This is a genomic window from Nocardioides sp. DN36 (assembly GCF_055380375.1).
Genome location: NZ_AP043823.1, coordinates 3,094,379 through 3,112,394, shown reverse-complemented (window position 1 = coordinate 3,112,394; position 18,016 = coordinate 3,094,379). Strand labels below are relative to the sequence as shown.

The following is an 18,016-nucleotide window of genomic DNA, read 5'->3' as shown; positions in this document are numbered from 1 at the left end:
GGACATTACCCGCGGGGACGGGCGGCTCAGGCTGCCTTCGCGATCCGGCTCGCGACCAGCTCGGCGTCGCGGCCGACGCCGGGCAGCAGCATCGAGGAGAAGGCGTACTGGAAGGAGAGGCCGCAGAAGTACAGGCCGGGTGCGTCGTCGACGACGCCGCGGTACTCCCGCGGCCAGCCGTCCTCGCCCACCACCGGCAGGTCGATCCAGCCGAGCTGCTGGCGGAAGCCGGTCGCCCAGATGACGTTGGCCGCCTCGACCGTGGTGCCGTCGGCGAGCAGGGGCAGGCCGCCGCGGACACCCTCGACGCGGGACTCCGTGCGGACCACCCCGCGGGCGGCGAGGTCGGAGCGCTTGACGCGCAGCATCGGGCCGCCGTGGAACCGGATCTCCGTCATCTCCTTGCGGCCGACGGGCGTGCGTCGGGTGAGCAGGTGGCGCCACAGGAACAGCAGCACCGGGAAGACGACGTGCATCGCCGGCGACTCCAGCCGCAACGGGATCTGGCCGCAGTCGCGCCCGGCCAGCGTGGTCGGGTGGGTGAGGGCCACCTCGTAGGCGATGTCCGTGCCGGAGTGCGAGGCACCCACGACGACCACGGGTCCCTCGCGCAGCTGGCCGGGTCGGCGGTACTCGCTGGAGTGGAGCTGGAGGATCGACGGGTCGAGGTCCCGGGCGACGTCGGGGACGTACGGCGTACGCCCGAAGGTCCCGGTCGCCACGACCACGCTGTCGCAGCGGATCGGCCCGCCGCTCGTGGCGACGACGTACCCCGCGCCGTCCGGTGCCGCCGACAGCCGGTCCACCGCGATGCCGAGGCGGACCGGCAGCTCGAAGCGCCTGGCGTAGGCCTCGAGGTAGTCCGCGACCTGGTCCTTGCCGGGGAAGGACCACGGCTCGCTCGGGAAGGGCATCCCCGGCAGGCCGTCGAACTTCGCCGGTGAGTACAGCCGCAGGCTGTCCCACTGCTGGCGCCAGTTGTCGCCGATGCGGCGGTTGCGGTCCAGCACGACACAGGTGCGACCGCGCTTCTGCAGCTGGTAGGCCGTGGCGAGGCCGGCCTGTCCGGCTCCGATGATGACGGTCTCGACGTGGTCCATGGTTCCTCCCGGTGGGTGTGCTCCTCACGCTAGGAATCCAGGGCGGGCCGCCGCATCGGGCGGATCGTGCACCGCCGTCGCGCCGCGCATGGGTGGAAGCACCCATGCGCCTGACCGGGTGTCGGTGCCGGCTCCTACGGTGTCTCCCGCGGAGGCCGAGGGGTGCCTCGCGGACCGAGGGGACGTGGATGGATCTCACCGAGGCGGCACGGCTCGGGCGCGAGCTGCTCGACGAGCACGGGCTGCGGGACTGGACGATCGTGTTCGACCGGGCGAAGCGCCGGGCCGGGGTCTGCCGACCTGGGCGCAAGGAGATCGGGCTCAGCGCGCCGCTGACCGCGCTCCACCCCGAGGCCGAGGTGCGCGACACGATCCTGCACGAGGTGGCGCATGCGCTCGTGGGGGTGCGGCACGGGCACGACGCGGTCTGGCGGGCGACGGCGGTGCGCATCGGGTGCAGCGGTCAGCGGTGCGCGAGCGAGGACGCCCCGAGCATCGAGGGGAGCTGGGCCGGCACCTGCCCCGCGGGCCACCGGGTGACGCGGCACCGCCGCCCCGAGCGGCCCTCCTCCTGCCGCACCTGCTCACGGTCGTTCGACGTGGCCCACCTGCTGACCTGGACCTACCGCGGCGAGCCGGCCCCGATGCATCCCGGCTACCGCGCCGAGCTCGAGCGCCTCGAGCAGCGGGCCGCCGCCCCGACCCCGACCCCGCCCGCACGGGTGCGGATGGGCGACCGGCTGCGGATCGCCGTCCCCGGCAGCAAGTACGACGGCGTCGTCGGCACCCTCGTCAAGCGTGGCCGGACCCGCTACCACCTGCGGGTCGGGAGCTCGGTGATGACCGTGCCGTTCTCGATGGTCGAGCCCGCCTGACTCGTGTGGCCCAGAGTGCGCCCTGGCGCACGGCTGCCCGCACGACTCCGGGTTGTGGTCAGGGTTGGGTGGCGGCGGACAAGGGAGTGCCCATCTCTCACCGTCCGGATTGTTGGGATCAGTCGTCAGTGACTCAATCCGAGTCAGTTCCGAGTCGCGGCCGCGACGCGCTCGGCCATCTTGGTGAGCCAACCGCGATAGCCACCGTCCTCCTCCTCAGGCAGCAACTGGCATCCCAGTCGATCGAGAAAGGCTTCGAGCTCGGACTCGTTGGGGAAAGCCTGGAGAGCCCACGTCACTTCCGCAGGGAGTAGAGGAGCAAGGTTGGGAGACCGCGCGACGAAGACGTCCACGTTGTCCCAGACATCGCCCACCAAGTCGTAGTCCTGATGCAGGTATGCGCCCATGAGCTGCTCGAGAGCGGGTGTGTCCATGTTCCCTTCCTTCGCGATCACGGCTGGGGGAAAGCAGTGAGAATGCGATACCCCTCCGGCATAGATGCATCCTTCAGCAAGATGGCTCGAACGCCACTCACGTCGAGTATTTCGCCGCTGCGCAGAGCTGTTCGTCCAGTGGTGAATGGCATGTTTCCGTCGAGTCGCAGGGAGTCCTCGCCGTGATCAAGCCAGGCTTGGATGTCCGCAGCGTTCTGGTCTAAAAGTCGGGACAGTGCGGACTCGGCCGCCGGTTGGTCGATGAAGGTCGAGCTGGATCTGAGACTGGGCTTCTGCTGAAGTCGCTGGAGCAACTGCTCGTCGGTCTTGCCGATGTGCCTCTCGATCGTGTGGCTGCCTGAGTGCTCGTGCCTGGACAACCAGCCCGCCTCGCGCTCCCACCAGAGCTTGAGAGTCCCGGCCTCGCCTCGCGCAGCAGAGCGAGCCGCCGCCGCATCCTTGAACTTCGTCAGCGACACCCGCGCGGCTTTCAGTCCCTCACGACTGACCCGCACGGTGCTCGCGATCGAGGCGGCGAAGGCCCGCAGGGCCTCGACGATCGCGGCGAAGCGCGGGGACTCGGCGGCGACCTTGGCCGCGACCGCGGAGAGGCCGGCAGCGGTGCCGGCGCCGCCGGTGAGCACGCCCAGGGCCACGCTGATCGCGACGCCCTCGACGATCTGCTCGAGGACCCATGCCGCGAGCTCGAGGATCTCGTGGTGCTTCGCCTCGACCTCGTCGGCGTACTGGTCGCAGGCGGACGCCAGGGCGGCGTACTGCGAAGCGAGGTCGCGCACCGTGGACCGCAGCTCGTGCGTGGCGTCGATGGCGAGCGGGATCTCGGGGGAGCGCTCGCGCCAGAAGCCGCGCATCGCGCTGTCGCAGTGGGTCTCCAGCCCGTCGAGCCCGTCCGCCGCGGCCCGCCACGCAGCCGCGGCGGCGCGCAGCCGGTCGACGTCGGCGCCGGGCCACACGAACCCCTCGAGGTGGTCGAGGATCCAGCCGACCTTCCACGGCAGCCCCGGCTCGGTCGCGCCCAACGAGGTGGGCGGCGTCGACGGCAGCACGACGACGTACCCCCGGTCGTCGCCCACGTCGGGCAGCACGCCACCGTCGTAGACGGTCGACCCGGCGGCGACCGAGCGCACCTCCGCGCGGACGTGGTTGGTCAGCGCGGCGTGGGTGAGGTGCCCGAGACCGGTGAACGAGTCGACGAGGTCGGCCAGGGCCGCGACCGCCTCCCGCGCGCTGTCGTCGTACGCCGTGGCGAACTCCTGCGACGTCGAGTCGTCGCCCGCCATCCCGCCGGAGCCGGCCAGCTGGCTCGTGAGCTTGTCGAACCACAGCGCCGCGAGCTGGTTGCCTCCGACGAACGCCTCGGCCGCGGTCTCGTAGCCGGTGCCGTTGACCTCCAGCCTCACCGGACCCGCTCCCACATGTGGGTGTTCGCCCGCGCCGCCGCGTCGTAGTTGTCGCGGGCGACGCCGGCGACCGCGCGCAGCACCCTCAGCGCCTCGTGCATCTCGCGGAAGCCGTCGGTCCAGGTGTCGTGGGCGACGCGATGAGCCTCGGCCGCCTCACCGGCCCACGAGAGGTGCAGTCGACCGACCGACCGGGCGAGCTCTTCGACCAGCTCGCGCAGGTCCGCGTCGCAGCGCGCCATGTCCTCGACGACGTCCACCAGCCCGTCGACGTCCGCCACGAACGGCATGAGCGCGCTCACCGGCCGGCCCCCGCGGTGAGCACGGCGTGGGCGACGCGGTCGAGCCGCGCCTGCGCCTCGCCGTCCTGCTGGACCAGGTCGCGGTGCACCGCGTCGGCGAGCCGGCCCAGCGCCCTGAGCCCGTCGAGCACCTCCTGGGACCCGTGGTCCCAGGTCTCCCAGCCCTCCGCGAACGCCTGCGCGGCCCGGCCGGTCCAGTCGCCGTCGAGCAGCCGGTCGACCTCGCGGGTGATGTGGTGGCGGGCCCGGTGCAGGCGCTCAGCGGCCCGGTCGATGTCCGCGAGCGCGGCGCGGAACGCGGTGTCCTCGACGTTGATGGTCATGTCGTCCCCCGAGAAGAGCGAGTACGTCGTCCGCCTCCGAGCCTGCCCGCTGATCCGGGCCCGCAGGGGTCCGCGGGCACATCTGTGGAAAACCGCTGAGTACGCTGGCCCGGCGATGCACTGCACCTACTTCGAGGCGGGACGCTGCCGTTCCTGCACCCTGCTCGAGCAGCCCTACCCCCGCCAGCTCGCCGGGAAGCAGGCCCACGTCGAGGAGCTGCTCGCGGGCCACCCCGACCTGGTCTGGCTGCCGCCGGTCCCGAGCCGGCAGGAGGGATTCCGCAACAAGGCCAAGATGGTCGTGACCGGCACCGCCGACGAGCCGTCCCTGGGCATCCTCCGTCCCGACGGCACCGGCCAGGACCTGCGCGACTGCCCGCTGCACACGCCCGGCCTGCACGCCGCCCTCCCGGTGCTCGCGGACTTCATCACCCGGGCCCGGATCACGCCGTACGACGTCCCGCAGCGCCGCGGCGAGCTGAAGCACCTCCTCGTCACCGAGTCACCGGACGGGGAGCTGATGGTGCGCTTCGTGCTGCGCTCCCAGGAGCCGGTCACGAGGATCCGCAAGCACCTGCCCGCCCTGCTCGCCGAGCTGCCGCAGGCGGTCGTGGTCTCGGTGAACCTGCAGCCCGAGCACAAGGCGGTGCTCGAGGGGGAGCGCGAGATCCTGCTGACCGACCGGGCGACGCTGCGGATGCGCGTGAACGGGCTCGACCTGCACCTGCGGCCGCAGAGCTTCTTCCAGACGAACACCGAGATGGCGGCGGCGCTCTACCGCCAGGCCACCGAGTGGATCACCGAGCTGGCGCCCGCGTCGGTGTGGGACCTGTACTGCGGGGTCGGCGGGTTCGCGCTGCACGCCGCGACGAGCGCGGGGCCGCAGCAGGTGGTCGGCATCGAGGCCAGCGCCGAGGCGATCGAGAGCGCCCGGCAGAGCGGTCTCGAGGCGGGACTGACCGGGATGCGGTTCGAGGCCGGGGACGCCACGGCGTACGCCGTCACCGCGGGCTCCGCGCCGGACCTGGTCGTCGTCAACCCGCCGCGGCGCGGGATCGGCCACGAGCTCAGCCGGTGGCTGGACGCCTCCACGGTGCGCCACGTGCTCTACTCCAGCTGCAACGCCACGTCGCTCGCCCGTGACCTCGCGGCGATGCCGTCGCTGGTGCCGACGCGGGGGAGGGTGCTCGACATGTTCCCCAACACCGACCACTACGAGGTGCTGGTGCGGCTCGAGCGTCGCTGAGGCGCTGGTCCGGGCCGAGCTCCGTCGCCGTCAGCAGAACCGGGTCGAGGCGCGCCGCCTCGCCGCCCTGCTGGACCGAGGGCTCGCGCTCAGCGCCACTGGAAGGTGGCGAGGACCGACGCGATCAGCTTCTCTCGCTCGGCCTTCGGGACCGCGTTGTCGAGCTCGAAGGAGATCGAGACGAGGTGATCGTCGTGCAGCGCGCCGAACTCCTCGAAGTCGTCGTACTCGTCGACGGGCCCGGACAGGTGGTAGGCGGGCTCGCCGTCGAGCTCGACGTCGGCGAGGCGCTTGGGTGCGGAGTCGAAGTGCTTGGACTTCTGCGAGTTCGCAGCGGCCTCGTCGAGCGTGCCCGTCCGCCAGCCGGGGTCCTCGCCGAGGTTGATGACATCGGTCCCGCGCTGCGCCGAGTCGAGGTACGACGCCATGTCGGGGATGTGCTCGTAGCCGTCAGGCGCGTTCACCGTGGCCCCCGACTGCTTCAGGACCGGTCCCGTCGCTGCGGCCGCCTTCTCCGAGGGCGACGGCTCCGCTGGGTCCGAGGCGGACCCCGAAGCGGAAACGGAGGCGCTCGGCGCGGGATCTGCCGCGGCGGGGTCGTCGTCCTGGCTGGTGCAGGCACTCGCCACCAGAGCGACGACGCTGACCGCCGTCGCGATGCGCATGATCACCCGAGATCTCCTGTGGTTGCACGATTGCTGCTCGTCAGGATAGCGATGGACCGTGAGAGCCCGGTCGGAGAGGACTCCCGACGCGTTTGCGGTCGTGACCTCCGGGGTAGGCCCTCGTTTGAACAACTGAGTCAACTCGGGTGAGGGGGAACCAGCATGGTGGCGATCGATGAGGTCGGCGCAACACTGAACGATCTGGCAGTCGATCCGGACGTCGTCAAGGACATTCTCGAGATCCTGGAGACAGGGGCGGACGAGCTTCACTCCAACCCGGTCGGTGACGTCTCGGACGGGTCGTTCGGCCCCGGCTCCGACGCTCTCGACCTCTCGGTGAACACGGCCAAGGCGCACCGGCACGTCAAGCAGGCGATGGACGACATGGTCGCCGGCCTGCGTGGCTTCAGCGCCAACATCAAGGACTTCGCGCAGAGCGCGCACGTCGCGGACGACGACAGCGCGACGAGGCTCGCGGCGATCCAGCAGTCGACGTCGTGCGTCGCGGCCCCGAGCTTCGCGGCGCCCAGCACCTGCACGCTGCCCACCGACGGGGGTGCGTGACATGGCGAAGGGGTTCGAGCAGGCCAAGCTCGACGACTACGTCGACCAGGCCCACGAGGACGCGGTGACGAACGGCTCCGCCGAGTGGAAGCGAGTCAGCGGCCTGCTGGAGCAGGTGCAGCGCCGCCTCGAGCACGCCACCTACCAGGCCCTGGCGCTGGGCGGGGAGACCGGCCCGGCCGCGTCCAAGGCCTTCGCCAAGTCGGCGACCGCGATGGGCGACAAGGCGGGTCAGCTCCGCGAGGGCAGCGAGGCCCTGCGTGCCGCCGCGGCGGCCATCGCCTACGGCCGCGGCAAGCGCGCCGAGCTCGGCCAGGCCGGCCCGAGGCCGAGCAGCCCCGAGCCGCTGGCGCCCGGAGCCACCGACAAGGAGATCGCCAAGCACGGTCAGCAGCAGTCCGCGGTCTCGGCGTGGGAGCAGGACCAGGAACGGCGCGAGCGGATCGCTCGTGAGACGACCACCTCGATGGACGCGGACTTCCGGAAGTCGACCGCCGTGATGAAGAAGATCCACGGCGAACCCGACCCGGTGCCGAAGCCCACCGACCAGCAGGGCCCGGGGTCCACCACCACGCCCGGCGGCCCGGGTGGCCGCACGCGCTCGCCGTACGACAACGGCGGCCGCACCGGCACCAACAACAACAACACGTCGGTGATCACCTCGACCAACAACGACGACTCGACGAACAACACCCAGACCACCAGCAACCCGCCCCCGAACACGGACATCCACTACCCCGTCGCCGACGAGGGCGACATGTCGGCCGAGCCGTCCGGCAGCTCGCAGGGCTCCTGGACCGGATCGGACCCGAGCGCCCCCGCTCCCGGCGCCCTCACCGGCGGCGGAGGAGGCAGCACCACCCCGGCGACCTCGGTCGGTGCCGGTGCCGGGATCACCGGTGGCGCCGGCCTGCTCGGCGGTGCGGCGATGGGCGGCCTCGGCGGCAACATGGGCGGGATCCGTGGTGGGCTCACCCCGGTCTCCACCAGCAGCTCGGGCGTGCGGCCGATCGGCTCGACGGCTCGCTCCGCGACCACCGGCACGCTCGGCCGCGGCTCGACCCCGGTCGGGACGGGCAACGGCAGCGGCGGCTCCGGACGCGCCGGCGGTGGCCGGTCGACGACCGGTGGTCGAGGCGCAGCGGGCGGTCGCGGCGGCGCGGGGGGTGCGACCGGGCGCGGCGGCGACCGCAGCAAGGGCTCGAAGAAGTCGGAGCGCGATCACATGGACGAGGAGTGGGAGATCGACGACGAGGACGCCGCTCCCTCGGTCCTCGACTGAGCCAGACGGCTCACGACCCACGCGGCGTCGTCCCCGACGAACCCGAGCAGTGCGGAGCCACGGGTGTGCTGCCAGGGCAGGCCGACGAAGGCCAGCCCCGGCACATCCGTGATCCCGCGCTCGTGGACCACCGTCTGGTCGACGACCACGCCCGGGACGTCGATCCACGAGTAGTCACGCCGGAACCCGGTCGCCCACACCACGGTCGCCGGGCGCGCGACCGACCCGTCCTCGAACCGGACACCCTCCGACGTCGCCGCGACCAGTCGCGGGCGCAGGCTCACGCCGGCGGCACGCAGGTCACGCGTCGGGGACCCGATCACGAGATCGCCTCGTGCCCGCATCCGCCGCGCCAGTCGTGAGTCGGCGGTCTTCGTGATGACGCCGAAGCGGGTGAGCCACCAGAACAGGTCGCGGCCCAGCAAGCGCTGCGGCAGCTGCAGCGACCCCGAGCCGGCCGCCAGGGTGACGTCGCGGGTCCCGGAGAGCTCGAGCGCGATCTGACGGCCGGAGTTCCCCGCCCCCACGACCAGGACCGGCCCGGGCGGCAGGGCGGCGGGGTTGCGGTACGCCGCGCTGTGCAGCTGGGTGACCCCTTCCATCCGGCTCGCGAGCTCCGGGACGACCGGCGTCTGGAACGGTCCGGTCGCGACCACGACCTGGTGGGCGAGGAGCCGACCCTGCCGGGTGTGCACGGCGAAGCCCCCGTCGACCCGCTCCAGGCGGGTGACCGGGCAGTCCAGCAGCACCGGCAGCTCGAAGCGCTCGGCGTAGGCGACCAGGTACGCGGCCACCTCGTCCTTGCTCGGGTAGCTGTCGGTCGCCCCGGGGAACGGCCAGCCGGGCAGGCCGTCGTACTGCGCGGGGGAGAAGAGCCGCAGCGAGTCCCAGCGCGAGCGCCACGCGTGACCGATCTCGGGGGCGGCGTCGACGACGAGGAAGCGCAGGCCCCGGCGCCGGAGGTGGTACGCCGTGGCGAGGCCGGCCTGGCCGGCGCCGATCACGATCACGTCGAGGGCGTCGTGCGTGGGGCTCATGGTGGTGCCTTTCGGTGGGGTGTGGTCACCACCGTGCCCGGCGAGATCGCCGGGTCGCGCCGGTGAAATCGCCGGGATCCGCCGGGTCCGGAGCCGGCGACGGCGGAGGTTGTCGGCCAGGTCCTGCGCTTGTCGGCCGTTGCAACGGTCGACAAGCACAGGAGTCACCGGCCAGCCGGGGAGTCCTGCACGGCCGCAACCCCGGTGGTTCCACCGGCGCGAGCAGGCGCCCGGGAGGCCGAGGCTCGGAGCACGAGATCCACACCGGGTCGACAGCCCGTGCCGAAGGAGAACCCGATGTCCACCACAGCCCACGCGGCCCACCAGCCGCCGCACCCGGTGGCGGAGGAGGCCCGCCGTCCCTGGACGGTGCTCGGCCTCATGCTCGCCGCCCAGTTCATGGTCGTGCTCGACGTCAGCGTCGTGAACGTCGCGCTGCCGAGCATCGGCGCCGACCTGCACTTCAGCTCGTCCGACTACCAGTGGGTGGTCAGCGCCTACGTCCTGCTCAGCGGCGGCCTGCTGCTGCTCGGGGGCCGGATGTCCGACCTGTTCGACCGCCGCCGGATGTTCCTCATCGGCCTGACGCTGTTCACCGGCGCCTCGCTGGTCAGCGGCCTCGCCGACTCCGCGTTCACGCTGGTCCTCGCCCGGGGCGCCCAGGGCGCCGGCGCCGCGATGCTCACCCCGGCCGCCATGTCGATCGTGATGACGACGTACGCCGGCCGCCAGCGCGCCGCCGCCCTCGCCGTGTGGGGCACCATCGCCAGCATGGGCATCGCCGCCGGCGTGCTCTTCGGTGGCCTGCTCACCAGCGCGTTCGACTGGCGCGCGGTGTTCTTCATCAACGTCCCGATCGGCGTCGTCGCCCTGGTCGGCACCCTGCGCGCCGTCCCCGCCGGCACCAGCCGAGGCGCCGGTCTCCGCGGGCTCGACGTACCCGGCGCGGCCACCCTCGTCGGCGGGCTGCTCCTCCTCGTCAACGCCATCGAGAGCGCCGGCAGCCACGGTTGGACCGACGCCACCACCCTGGTCTGCGCCGTGGGTGCGGCCGCCCTGCTCACCGCCTTCACCGCCACCGAGCGCCGGGTCGCGTCCCCGCTGGTGCCGCCGCGCACCTGGCGGATCCGCTCCCTCGTCTCCGCCTCGACCGTGATGGCCGGCGTCACCGGCGCGGTCGTCGGCTCGATCTTCCTCAGCTCGCTCTACCTCCAGGAGGTCCTGGGCTCCTCGGCGGTCGTCACCGGCCTGGAGTTCCTGCCGCTCGCCGCGGCGATCACCGCCGCCGCGGCCGTCGCCTCGAAGCTGCTCCCGCTCGCCGGCCCGCGCACGCTCATCCTCGTGGGCCTGGTCGTCTCCGCCGCCGGGGCGCTGCTGCTGGCCACCGCCGGCGCCGACGCGTCGTACGCCGCCGACGTGCTGCCCGGCTTCCTGGTCCTCGGCCTCGGGGTCGGCCCGATGTTCGTGGCGATCTCGGTCGCCGCGATGGGCGACGTGAAGCACGAGGAGTCCGGTCTGGCGTCGGGCCTGATGATGACCGGCCACGAGGTCGGCGCGGCCCTGGGCGTCGCGGTGCTGACCGCCGTCGCCGGTGACGTCACCACCCGCGCCGGGCTGCTCGCCGGGCACAGCGAGGCGTTCGTCGCGGTCGCCGCGATCTTCCTCGGGCTGGTGGTCCCGGCCGCCCTGACCCCGAACAAGGTCGCGCACGGTGCCGGCCACGGGCACGGGCACGGCCACGGCCACCACTGAACCATCGCTGGACATACCCCCCAAGGGTATGTATCTTCAATCAGGAACACATACCCCCTAGGGGTACTCAGAAAGGAATCAGAACATGTCCACCACCACCACCACCACCCACCAGGTCACCGGCATGACGTGCGGCCACTGCGTGAGCGCCGTCGAGCGGGAGGTCGGCGCCATCCCCGGGGTGACCGACGTCCACGTCGAGCTGGCCACCGGTGACGTCACCGTCACCAGCACCCGCCCGCTGACCCACGACGAGCTGACCGCCGCCCTCGACGAGGCCGGCTACCAGCTCGCCTCCTGAGCCCGACCGGGCGACCCAGGCACCACCCAGGCAGCACCCAGGCAAGGAGCACCGAGATGACCGTGACCACCCCGCCCCGCACCGACGGGCCCGGCGCCGACGGACACAGCGCCGCCGGACACAGCGCCGCCGAGTGCACCCTCGACATCGGCGGCATGACCTGCGCCTCCTGCGTCGGACGGGTCGAGAAGGCCCTGTCCCGCGTAGACGGGGTGGTCACGGCCTCGGTGAACCTCGCCAACGAGACCGCCCACGTCGCGTACGACGCCGGCTCGGTCTCGCCGACCGACCTCACCGCCGCGGTGGCCAGGGCCGGCTACTCCGGCACGGTGCGCGGCCCGGCCGCCCGGGACGACGAGCCGGTCCGGGAGCGCACCGAGGTCGACGACCTCGACGCCCGCCGGGACACCGAGATCCGCCACCTCAAGCGCCGCTGGCAGGTCGCGCTCACCACCGGCCTCGGGCTGATGGGCGTGATGTACCTGCCGCTGCACCTCGACACCATGGACTGGCTGATGCCGCTGATCCTGGTGATCGCCACCGGCGTCCAGCTGTGGGCCGGCGCCGACATCTACCGGCTGGCGTGGGCCGCGACGAAGAACCGGGCCACGACCATGAACACCCTGGTCGCCCTGGGGACCGGCGTCGCCTACGGCTACAGCGCGTTCGTCACCCTCTGGCCGGGACAGGCGCAGTCGTGGGGACTGCCGCTGCACCTGTACTTCGAGACCGCACTCGTCGTCGTCGCGCTGGTCCTCATGGGCCGCTGGCTGGAGCTGAAGGCCAAGAAGCGCACCGCCGCCTCGGTCAAGGCGCTGGTCGGTCTCGCCCCCGCCACCGCCCGGGTGCTCCGCGACGGCCAGGAGGTCGACGTGCCCGTGGAGGAGGTCGCCGCCGGCGACCTGGTCCGCGTCCGTCCGGGCGAGAAGCTGCCCGTGGACGGCGTGGTCACCGAGGGCGCGTCCAGCGTCGACGAGTCGATGCTGACCGGCGAGAGCGCACCTGTCGAGAAGGCCGCCGGGGACTCCGTCATCGGCGCCACCCTCAACCGCACCGGCACCCTGGTCGTCCGCGCCACCGCGGTCGGCGCCGACAGCACGCTGGCCCAGATCGTCCGGCTCGTGGAGGACGCGCAGGGCTCGAAGGCTCCGATGCAGCGCCTCGCCGACCGGGTCTCCGCCTGGTTCGTGCCGGCCGTGCTGCTGGCCGCGCTGGCGACCTTCCTGGCCTGGGTGACCTTCGGTCCGGGCATCGACAACCTGGTCCTCGCGATCGGCACCACCATCGCGGTGCTGATCATCGCCTGCCCGTGCGCCCTCGGCCTGGCCACGCCGACCGCCGTCATGGTCGGCACCGGCAAGGCCGCCGAGCTCGGCATCCTGATCGGCGACGGCGAGGCCCTCGAGAACGCCCGCCGGCTGACCGCGGTCGTGCTGGACAAGACCGGCACCATCACCCGCGGCCGCCCCGGACTGGCCGGCATCGAGACGCGCGACGGGTGGAGCGAGGACGAGCTGCTCGCCCTGGTCGCCTCCGCCGAGGTCGGCAGCGAGCACCCCGTGGGCGAGGCGATCGTCGCCGCCGCCCGCGAGCGCGGGCTGGCCCTGCGCCCCGCCACCGGCTTCGAGGCCGTCGCCGGTCACGGCATCACCGCCCGGGTCGACGACCGGGCCGTCCTGGTCGGCAACCTCGCCCTGATGGACGTCCACGGCGTCGAGGCGGGCCCGCTCGCCGCCACCGCGGAGCGCTCGGCCCACGACGGCCGGACCCCCATGTACGTCGCCGTCGACGGCCGTCTCGCCGGGCTGGTGAGCGTCGCCGACACCGTGCGCCCGGAGTCGGCGGAGGCCGTCGCCCAGCTCAAGGCACTGGGCCTGGAGGTCTGGATGGTCACCGGCGACAACGCCGGCACCGCCCGGGCGATCGCGGCCCAGGTCGGCATCGAGCACGTGATGGCCGAGGTGCTCCCCGGCGACAAGTCCGAGCGGGTCGCGGGCCTCCAGGCCGACGGCCACGTGGTCGCGATGGTCGGCGACGGCATCAACGACGCGCCGGCGCTGGCCCGGGCCGACCTCGGCATCGCGATCGGCACCGGCACCGACGTCGCCATCGCCGCCTCCGACATCACCCTGGTCGGCGGTGACCTGCGCGGCATCGTCTCGGCCATCGCGCTCTCGCGGCGCACCGTCACCACGATCAAGCAGGGCCTGGTCTGGGCGTTCGCCTACAACGTGCTGCTGATCCCGGTCGCGGCCGGCGCCCTCTACTGGTGGGACGGGCTGCTGCTCGACCCCGTGCTGGCCAGCGCGGCGATGGCGATGAGCTCGGTCAGCGTGGTCACCAACGCGCTGCGGCTGCGGGGCTTCCGGCCGCCGGCCACGGCCCACGAGGTGCTGCACCGGCCGCTGCGCGCCCGCGTCGGCCAGTCGGCGTACCTCCTCGGTGTCGCGACCCTCGCGCTCGCCCTCGGCGCCGGGTTCACCTGGCTGAGCCGCACCGACCAGGCCGAGCGCGGCATGAACGGCGTGCTCGCGTGGTCGGAGGGGATGGGCATGCCGATGCGCCCCCTGATGAGCGTCATGGAGGAGACCGACGTGCCGCCGGTCAGCCCGCACGACGCCGGCCTCGAGGTCGACCTCGACGTGCCCGACGTCGTGCGTCCCGGCGAGCCGACCCCGATCACCATCACCGTCCGCGACGCGGAGACCGGTGATCCGGTCGACGACCTGGTCCGCACCCACCAGGTGTGGATGCACATGATCCTGACCCGGTCGGACCTCGGCAGCTTCGCGCACATCCACCCCGAGCCCACGGGCGAGGACGGTGTGCTGAGCGTGACGGCGGTCTTCCCGACCGGCGGCGACTACACGGTCCACACCGAGTTCCGCCGCCAGGGCCAGATGGCCGACGTGCTGGACGAGCACACGATCCACGTGGCCGGCGCGGTGCCGCCGCGGGTGAGGGTCCCGGCCACCGACGTCCGCGAGCAGGTGGTCGACGGGGTGCGGGTGCAGCTCGACGGTGACCCGCACGTGGGGGAGACCAGCGACTTCACGCTGCGCTTCACCGACGAGGCGACCGGTGCGCCGGTCGAGGACCTGCAGCCCTACCTCGGGGCCGCCGGGCACGTGGTCGTGATGCGCTCCGACGGGTCGATGTTCGGCCACCGCCACGCCGAGACGTACGACGACCGCGACCGACCGGTGAACGCGCTGCCGGGGACGGAGTTCGGCCCCGAGCTCGACCTGCACGTGCGGTTCGAGGTCGCCGGCGCCTACCGGTTGTGGGGGCAGTTCGAGCTCGAGGACGGGACCGTCGTCACGGCTCCGTTCGTGGTGCACGTCCGCTGACCACTCGGGCGGTCAGGTGAGGGAGCGGAGGACCTCGGCGGTGCTGACCACGGTGGCGAACTCGTCGTGCAGGTTCGTCGCCGTGGCCCGCGCCAGCTCGTCGGCGGTCATCGTGGTGCCGTCCGGGCCGGTCCGGTCGAACGTGTGGGTCGCGTCGATCGCGAACCACACGTCGAGGCCGAGGTTGCCGCCGACCCGGGCGGTGGTCTCGCAGCAGTGGTTGGTGGTGATCCCGCAGACCACGATCCGCTCGATCCCCTCACCGGCCAGCCAGGCCTGCAGGTCCGGGGAGCCGTGGAAGCTGGAGTTCACCGACTTGGTGACCAGCAGGTCCGGGGTGTGCCGGGCGAGGTAGGGCTTGAGCGCGTTCCCCGGGTTGTCGGGGTGCAACGGGCTGTCGGGCTCCTCGGAGTCGTGGCGGACGAACACCAGCGGCTGCCCGGCATCGGCGAACGCGTCCACGAGCGCGGCGATGTCGTCGTCGCACCCCGGGTTGTTGCGGGCACCCCAGGACGGGTCGGCGAAGCCGACCTGGGCGTCCACCACGACGAGGGCGGTGCGGTCCATGGGTCCTCCTTCAGCCCAGCGCCAGCCGGGACAGCTCGAGCCGGGACGTGACGCCGGTCTTGGCGAACACGTTGCGCAGGTGGAAGTCGACGGTGCGGGGGCTGACGAACAGCTGGGCGGCGACCTCGCGGTTGGACAGCCCGCCCCGGACCAGCTGGGCGACCTGCAGCTCGGTCGGCGTCAGCTCGACCTCCGTCCCGACCTCGCGCTTGCGGGCGGTCTCGCCCGAGGCCCGCAGCTCCTGGGCGGCCCGGTCCGCCCACGGGGTCGCCTTCAGGTCCTCGAACGTCACGAGCGCCGCGCGCAGGTGCTCGCGGGCGGCGACCCGGCGGCGGGCGCGCCGCAGGTGCTCGCCGTACGCCAGCTGGGTGCGGGCCCGCTCGAAGGGACGGACCGACTCGGCGTGCAGGGCCAGCGCCTGCTCGAAGTGGGCGGCCGCGTCGTCGTCCGCGCCGGCGAGGACGGCCCGGCCGTGGGCGGCCATGGCTCCGGCCCAGGGCTGGCCGGTCGCGTCGGCGAACGCCTGCAGGTCGTCGATCCACAGGCGCGCGGTGTCGGCCTGGTCCGCGTGCACGGCCGCCTCGACCCGGTCGAGCCCCGCGGAGCGTTGGAGGATCGGGTGCGTGACCTGGGCCAGGTGGTGGAACGCGGTCGACCAGCGGGGCGCAGCGTGCACGCCCTTCGCCCAGCGGGTGACGTCGCGCAGCACGACGTCGAGGATGCCCACCGACCGTCCCTCGAGAGCGGTCTCGAGCTCCTGCAGCTGCGTCTCGTAGGCATCTTCGCCGCGCAGTGCCGAGAGCAGCAGCAGGTTGGCCAGCGGCATCGCGGCCAGCACCGCCTGGCCGGTGCTCCCGCCGAGGGTGAGCGCCTCGTGCTGGTGCGCCGCCGCGGTCGCCCACCGCCCGTTCGGCAGCTCGCTCATCCCGAGCAGGGTCAGCGTGTGCAGCACGTCCACGACGGCGCCCGCACCGCGGGCCTCGGCGAGGACCCGCTGGTGGTAGCCCTCCGCGGCCCCGGTGTCGCCGATGTGGAGCGCCGCAAGGCCCAGGTTGGTCAGCAGGTTGCGGTCGTCCTCGAGCTGGTTGCCGGTGGCGAACGCCTGCCGGATCAGCGAGGCCGCGGATTCCCAGTCGCGCGCGACGACGCTGCGCAGCCCCAGCGTCAGCTCGCTGAGGCAGCGCTGCAGGAGCGGCACGTCGCCTGCGGGGAGGGCGGCGTACGTCGCCGGCTCGACGTCCCCGCCCGGGTCCCCGGCGAACGCCGCCAGCGCGGCCGCGATCATCGCCATGGTGCGCGCCCGGTCGGGGTCGTGCGGGGCCACGTCGCGGGCGTTCTCCAGGAGCATCCGCTGCCCCACCGGCACCGAGCCGGTGTTCCACTCGATCATCGCCCTCAGGTGCTGGATGCCTGCCCGCAGGAGCGGCTCCTCGGCCAGCTCGTGAGCGCTGTCGGAGAGCTGTCGGGCGCGCGTCGGCTGCCCGGCCAGCCAGGCCGCGGTCGCGGCGGCGTAGGTCCGGCGGGCCCGGCCGGCCGCGTCCTCGCTGAGCTCGGCGGCGCGCTCCCAGGCGGCCGCTGCCGCCTCGTGACCTCCGCGCTGCCCGGCCCGGCCCGCCGCGGCGTCGAGCTCGGCGACCACGGCCGGGTCGGGGCTGTCGACCGAGGCAGCGCGGTGCCAGGCCCGCCGGTCGGCCTCGTCGGGCCCGGTCATCGCGTCGGCCAGCGCCGCGTGCACGGCCCGGCGCTCGGTGCTGGTGGCGGAGGCGTAGAGCGCCGAGCGGACCAGGGGGTGCCGCAGTCCCAGCACGGTGCCCTCCACCCGCACCAGTCCGGAGGTCTCGGCCTCGGTCAGGGCGTCCGGTCCGGCGCCCAGGGTCGCGGCCGCCGTGGTCACCGTGTCGACGCGCGTCGAGTCGTCGGCCGACGCCACCAGCAGCAGCCGCTGCGCCGCCGGCGAGAGCCGGCGGGCGCGGTCCAGGAAGACCCGCTCGATGGTGTCCGTGACCGGCAGTCGACCGGGCAGGTGCTCCTGGCCGGCGAGCTGGTCCGCGGTGAGTGCCCGGGGGACCTCCACCAGGGCCAGCGGGTTGCCGCCGGTGGTGGCCAGCAGCTGGGCCGCCACCTCCGGGGAGATGGTGGCGCCGGTCAGCTCGCGCAGCAGGTCGGCGCCGGCGGCCGGGTCCAGGCCGTCGAGGCGCAGGGTCGGCAGGTCGGCGGACTCGAAGGTCCGCACGTCGTGCTCGCGGGCCGCGAGGAGCAGCGCCACCCGCTCGAGCTGGAGCCGGCGGGCGACGAACTGCAGCGCCGCTGCCGACGCCTCGTCGAGCCAGTGGGCGTCGTCGACGACCGCCAGCACCGGCCTGCTCTCGGACGCCTCGGCGAGCAGGCTGAGCGTGCCGAGGAAGGCCAGGAACCGGTCGCTGCCGGACCTGACGTCGCCGACCTCCTCGCCCAGGGCGACCCGCAGGGCGCGGGCCTGCGGCGCCGGCAGCTCCCCGGCCAGCGGCATCAGCGGTCGCAGCAGCCGCTGCAGCGCGGCGAACGCCAGGGGCGCCTCCGACTCGATGCCCTGGGTGCGCAGGACGGTCATGTCGTCGGCGGCCGCGATCGTGTCCGCGAGCAGCGCGGACTTGCCGGTGCCGGGATCACCCAGCAGCACCAGCGCCCCTCCGGCTCCGTCCCGCGCAGCTCCGAGCAGCTGCGCTGCCCGGGCCTGTTCCCTCCCACGGCCGTGCAGCACGTCGCGACCTTACCGGGACCGGCGGCCAGGATCCCGGCGATTTCCCCGGTGCCACCG

At 73.2% G+C, this 18,016-nt stretch carries 16 protein-coding genes; 7 read left to right on the top strand and 9 right to left on the bottom strand.

Features of this window, described 5'->3' with window-relative positions:
• Nucleotides 1-26: 26 nt before the first annotated feature.
• The gene (locus ACZ43H_RS15790; RefSeq protein ID WP_464584399.1) at nt 27-1,100 is read right to left on the bottom strand and encodes a flavin-containing monooxygenase; all 1,074 of its coding nucleotides are present in this window, start codon (nt 1,098-1,100) and stop codon (nt 27-29) included.
• A gap of 188 nt (nt 1,101-1,288) precedes the next feature.
• Here ACZ43H_RS15790 and ACZ43H_RS15785 point away from each other — a divergent pair, with 188 nt between their 5' ends.
• Nucleotides 1,289-1,975 carry a SprT family zinc-dependent metalloprotease gene (locus tag ACZ43H_RS15785; RefSeq protein ID WP_464584397.1) on the top strand — a complete coding sequence of 229 codons (687 nt, stop codon included), beginning with the start codon at nt 1,289-1,291 and terminating at the stop codon, nt 1,973-1,975.
• Between the two features lie 143 nt (nt 1,976-2,118).
• On the opposite strand, the gene ACZ43H_RS15780 is transcribed toward ACZ43H_RS15785, so the two are convergent.
• From ACZ43H_RS15780 to ACZ43H_RS15765, 4 genes are read right to left on the bottom strand one after another with little or no spacing between them, the layout of a single operon-like run.
• Entirely contained in the window at nt 2,119-2,409 is a 291-nt protein-coding gene (locus tag ACZ43H_RS15780) for a contact-dependent growth inhibition system immunity protein (RefSeq protein WP_464584395.1), read from the bottom strand.
• Nucleotides 2,410-2,426: 17 nt separating this feature from the next.
• Nucleotides 2,427-3,830 (bottom strand): RNase A-like domain-containing protein, encoded by a 1,404-nt coding sequence (locus ACZ43H_RS15775; RefSeq protein WP_464584393.1) that lies wholly within the window; start codon nt 3,828-3,830, stop codon nt 2,427-2,429.
• A complete protein-coding gene (locus ACZ43H_RS15770) occupies nt 3,827-4,132 on the bottom strand; it encodes a WXG100 family type VII secretion target (RefSeq protein ID WP_464584391.1) in 306 nt (101 codons plus the stop codon). Before ACZ43H_RS15770 ends, ACZ43H_RS15775 begins: the two co-directional genes overlap by 4 nt.
• The gene (locus ACZ43H_RS15765) at nt 4,129-4,455 is read right to left on the bottom strand and encodes a WXG100 family type VII secretion target (RefSeq protein ID WP_464584389.1); all 327 of its coding nucleotides are present in this window, start codon (nt 4,453-4,455) and stop codon (nt 4,129-4,131) included. The genes ACZ43H_RS15770 and ACZ43H_RS15765 overlap by 4 nt, the downstream gene beginning before the upstream one ends.
• A gap of 115 nt (nt 4,456-4,570) precedes the next feature.
• Between ACZ43H_RS15765 and rlmC the strand changes: the two genes are divergently transcribed.
• Complete coding sequence (gene rlmC, locus ACZ43H_RS15760; protein WP_464584387.1) at nt 4,571-5,701, top strand: 23S rRNA (uracil(747)-C(5))-methyltransferase RlmC; 1,131 nt, start codon at nt 4,571-4,573, stop codon at nt 5,699-5,701.
• 89 nt (nt 5,702-5,790) lie between these two features.
• Here the strand turns inward: rlmC and ACZ43H_RS15755 are convergent, their stop codons facing one another.
• Complete coding sequence (locus ACZ43H_RS15755) at nt 5,791-6,372, bottom strand: hypothetical protein (protein WP_464584385.1); 582 nt, start codon at nt 6,370-6,372, stop codon at nt 5,791-5,793.
• A gap of 156 nt (nt 6,373-6,528) precedes the next feature.
• Here ACZ43H_RS15755 and ACZ43H_RS15750 point away from each other — a divergent pair, with 156 nt between their 5' ends.
• Together ACZ43H_RS15750 and ACZ43H_RS15745 are read left to right on the top strand one after the other, a co-directional pair.
• Complete coding sequence (locus tag ACZ43H_RS15750; RefSeq protein WP_464584383.1) at nt 6,529-6,930, top strand: hypothetical protein; 402 nt, start codon at nt 6,529-6,531, stop codon at nt 6,928-6,930.
• Nucleotide 6,931: 1 nt separating this feature from the next.
• On the top strand, nt 6,932-8,212 hold the full coding sequence (locus tag ACZ43H_RS15745) for a hypothetical protein (RefSeq protein WP_464584381.1): 1,281 nt from the start codon (nt 6,932-6,934) through the stop codon (nt 8,210-8,212).
• Here the strand turns inward: ACZ43H_RS15745 and ACZ43H_RS15740 are convergent.
• Nucleotides 8,152-9,249 (bottom strand): flavin-containing monooxygenase, encoded by a 1,098-nt coding sequence (locus ACZ43H_RS15740; protein ID WP_464584379.1) that lies wholly within the window; start codon nt 9,247-9,249, stop codon nt 8,152-8,154. The genes ACZ43H_RS15745 and ACZ43H_RS15740 overlap by 61 nt on opposite strands.
• A 297-nt stretch (nt 9,250-9,546) precedes the next feature.
• Between ACZ43H_RS15740 and ACZ43H_RS15735 the strand changes: the two genes are divergently transcribed.
• From ACZ43H_RS15735 to ACZ43H_RS15725, 3 genes are all read left to right on the top strand, one after another.
• On the top strand, nt 9,547-11,001 hold the full coding sequence (locus tag ACZ43H_RS15735; protein ID WP_464584378.1) for an MFS transporter: 1,455 nt from the start codon (nt 9,547-9,549) through the stop codon (nt 10,999-11,001).
• 85 nt (nt 11,002-11,086) lie between these two features.
• On the top strand, nt 11,087-11,302 hold the full coding sequence (locus tag ACZ43H_RS15730; protein ID WP_464584375.1) for a heavy-metal-associated domain-containing protein: 216 nt from the start codon (nt 11,087-11,089) through the stop codon (nt 11,300-11,302).
• A 56-nt stretch (nt 11,303-11,358) separates the two neighbouring features.
• On the top strand, nt 11,359-14,652 hold the full coding sequence (locus ACZ43H_RS15725; protein WP_464584373.1) for a heavy metal translocating P-type ATPase: 3,294 nt from the start codon (nt 11,359-11,361) through the stop codon (nt 14,650-14,652).
• Nucleotides 14,653-14,664: 12 nt separating this feature from the next.
• On the opposite strand, the gene ACZ43H_RS15720 is transcribed toward ACZ43H_RS15725, so the two are convergent.
• Together ACZ43H_RS15720 and ACZ43H_RS15715 are read right to left on the bottom strand one after the other, a co-directional pair.
• Nucleotides 14,665-15,219, bottom strand: a complete 555-nt coding sequence (locus tag ACZ43H_RS15720; protein ID WP_464584371.1) for a cysteine hydrolase family protein — start codon at nt 15,217-15,219, stop codon at nt 14,665-14,667.
• A gap of 10 nt (nt 15,220-15,229) precedes the next feature.
• Nucleotides 15,230-17,959 carry a helix-turn-helix transcriptional regulator gene (locus ACZ43H_RS15715; protein ID WP_464584369.1) on the bottom strand — a complete coding sequence of 910 codons (2,730 nt, stop codon included), beginning with the start codon at nt 17,957-17,959 and terminating at the stop codon, nt 15,230-15,232.
• Nucleotides 17,960-18,016 lie beyond the last annotated feature (57 nt).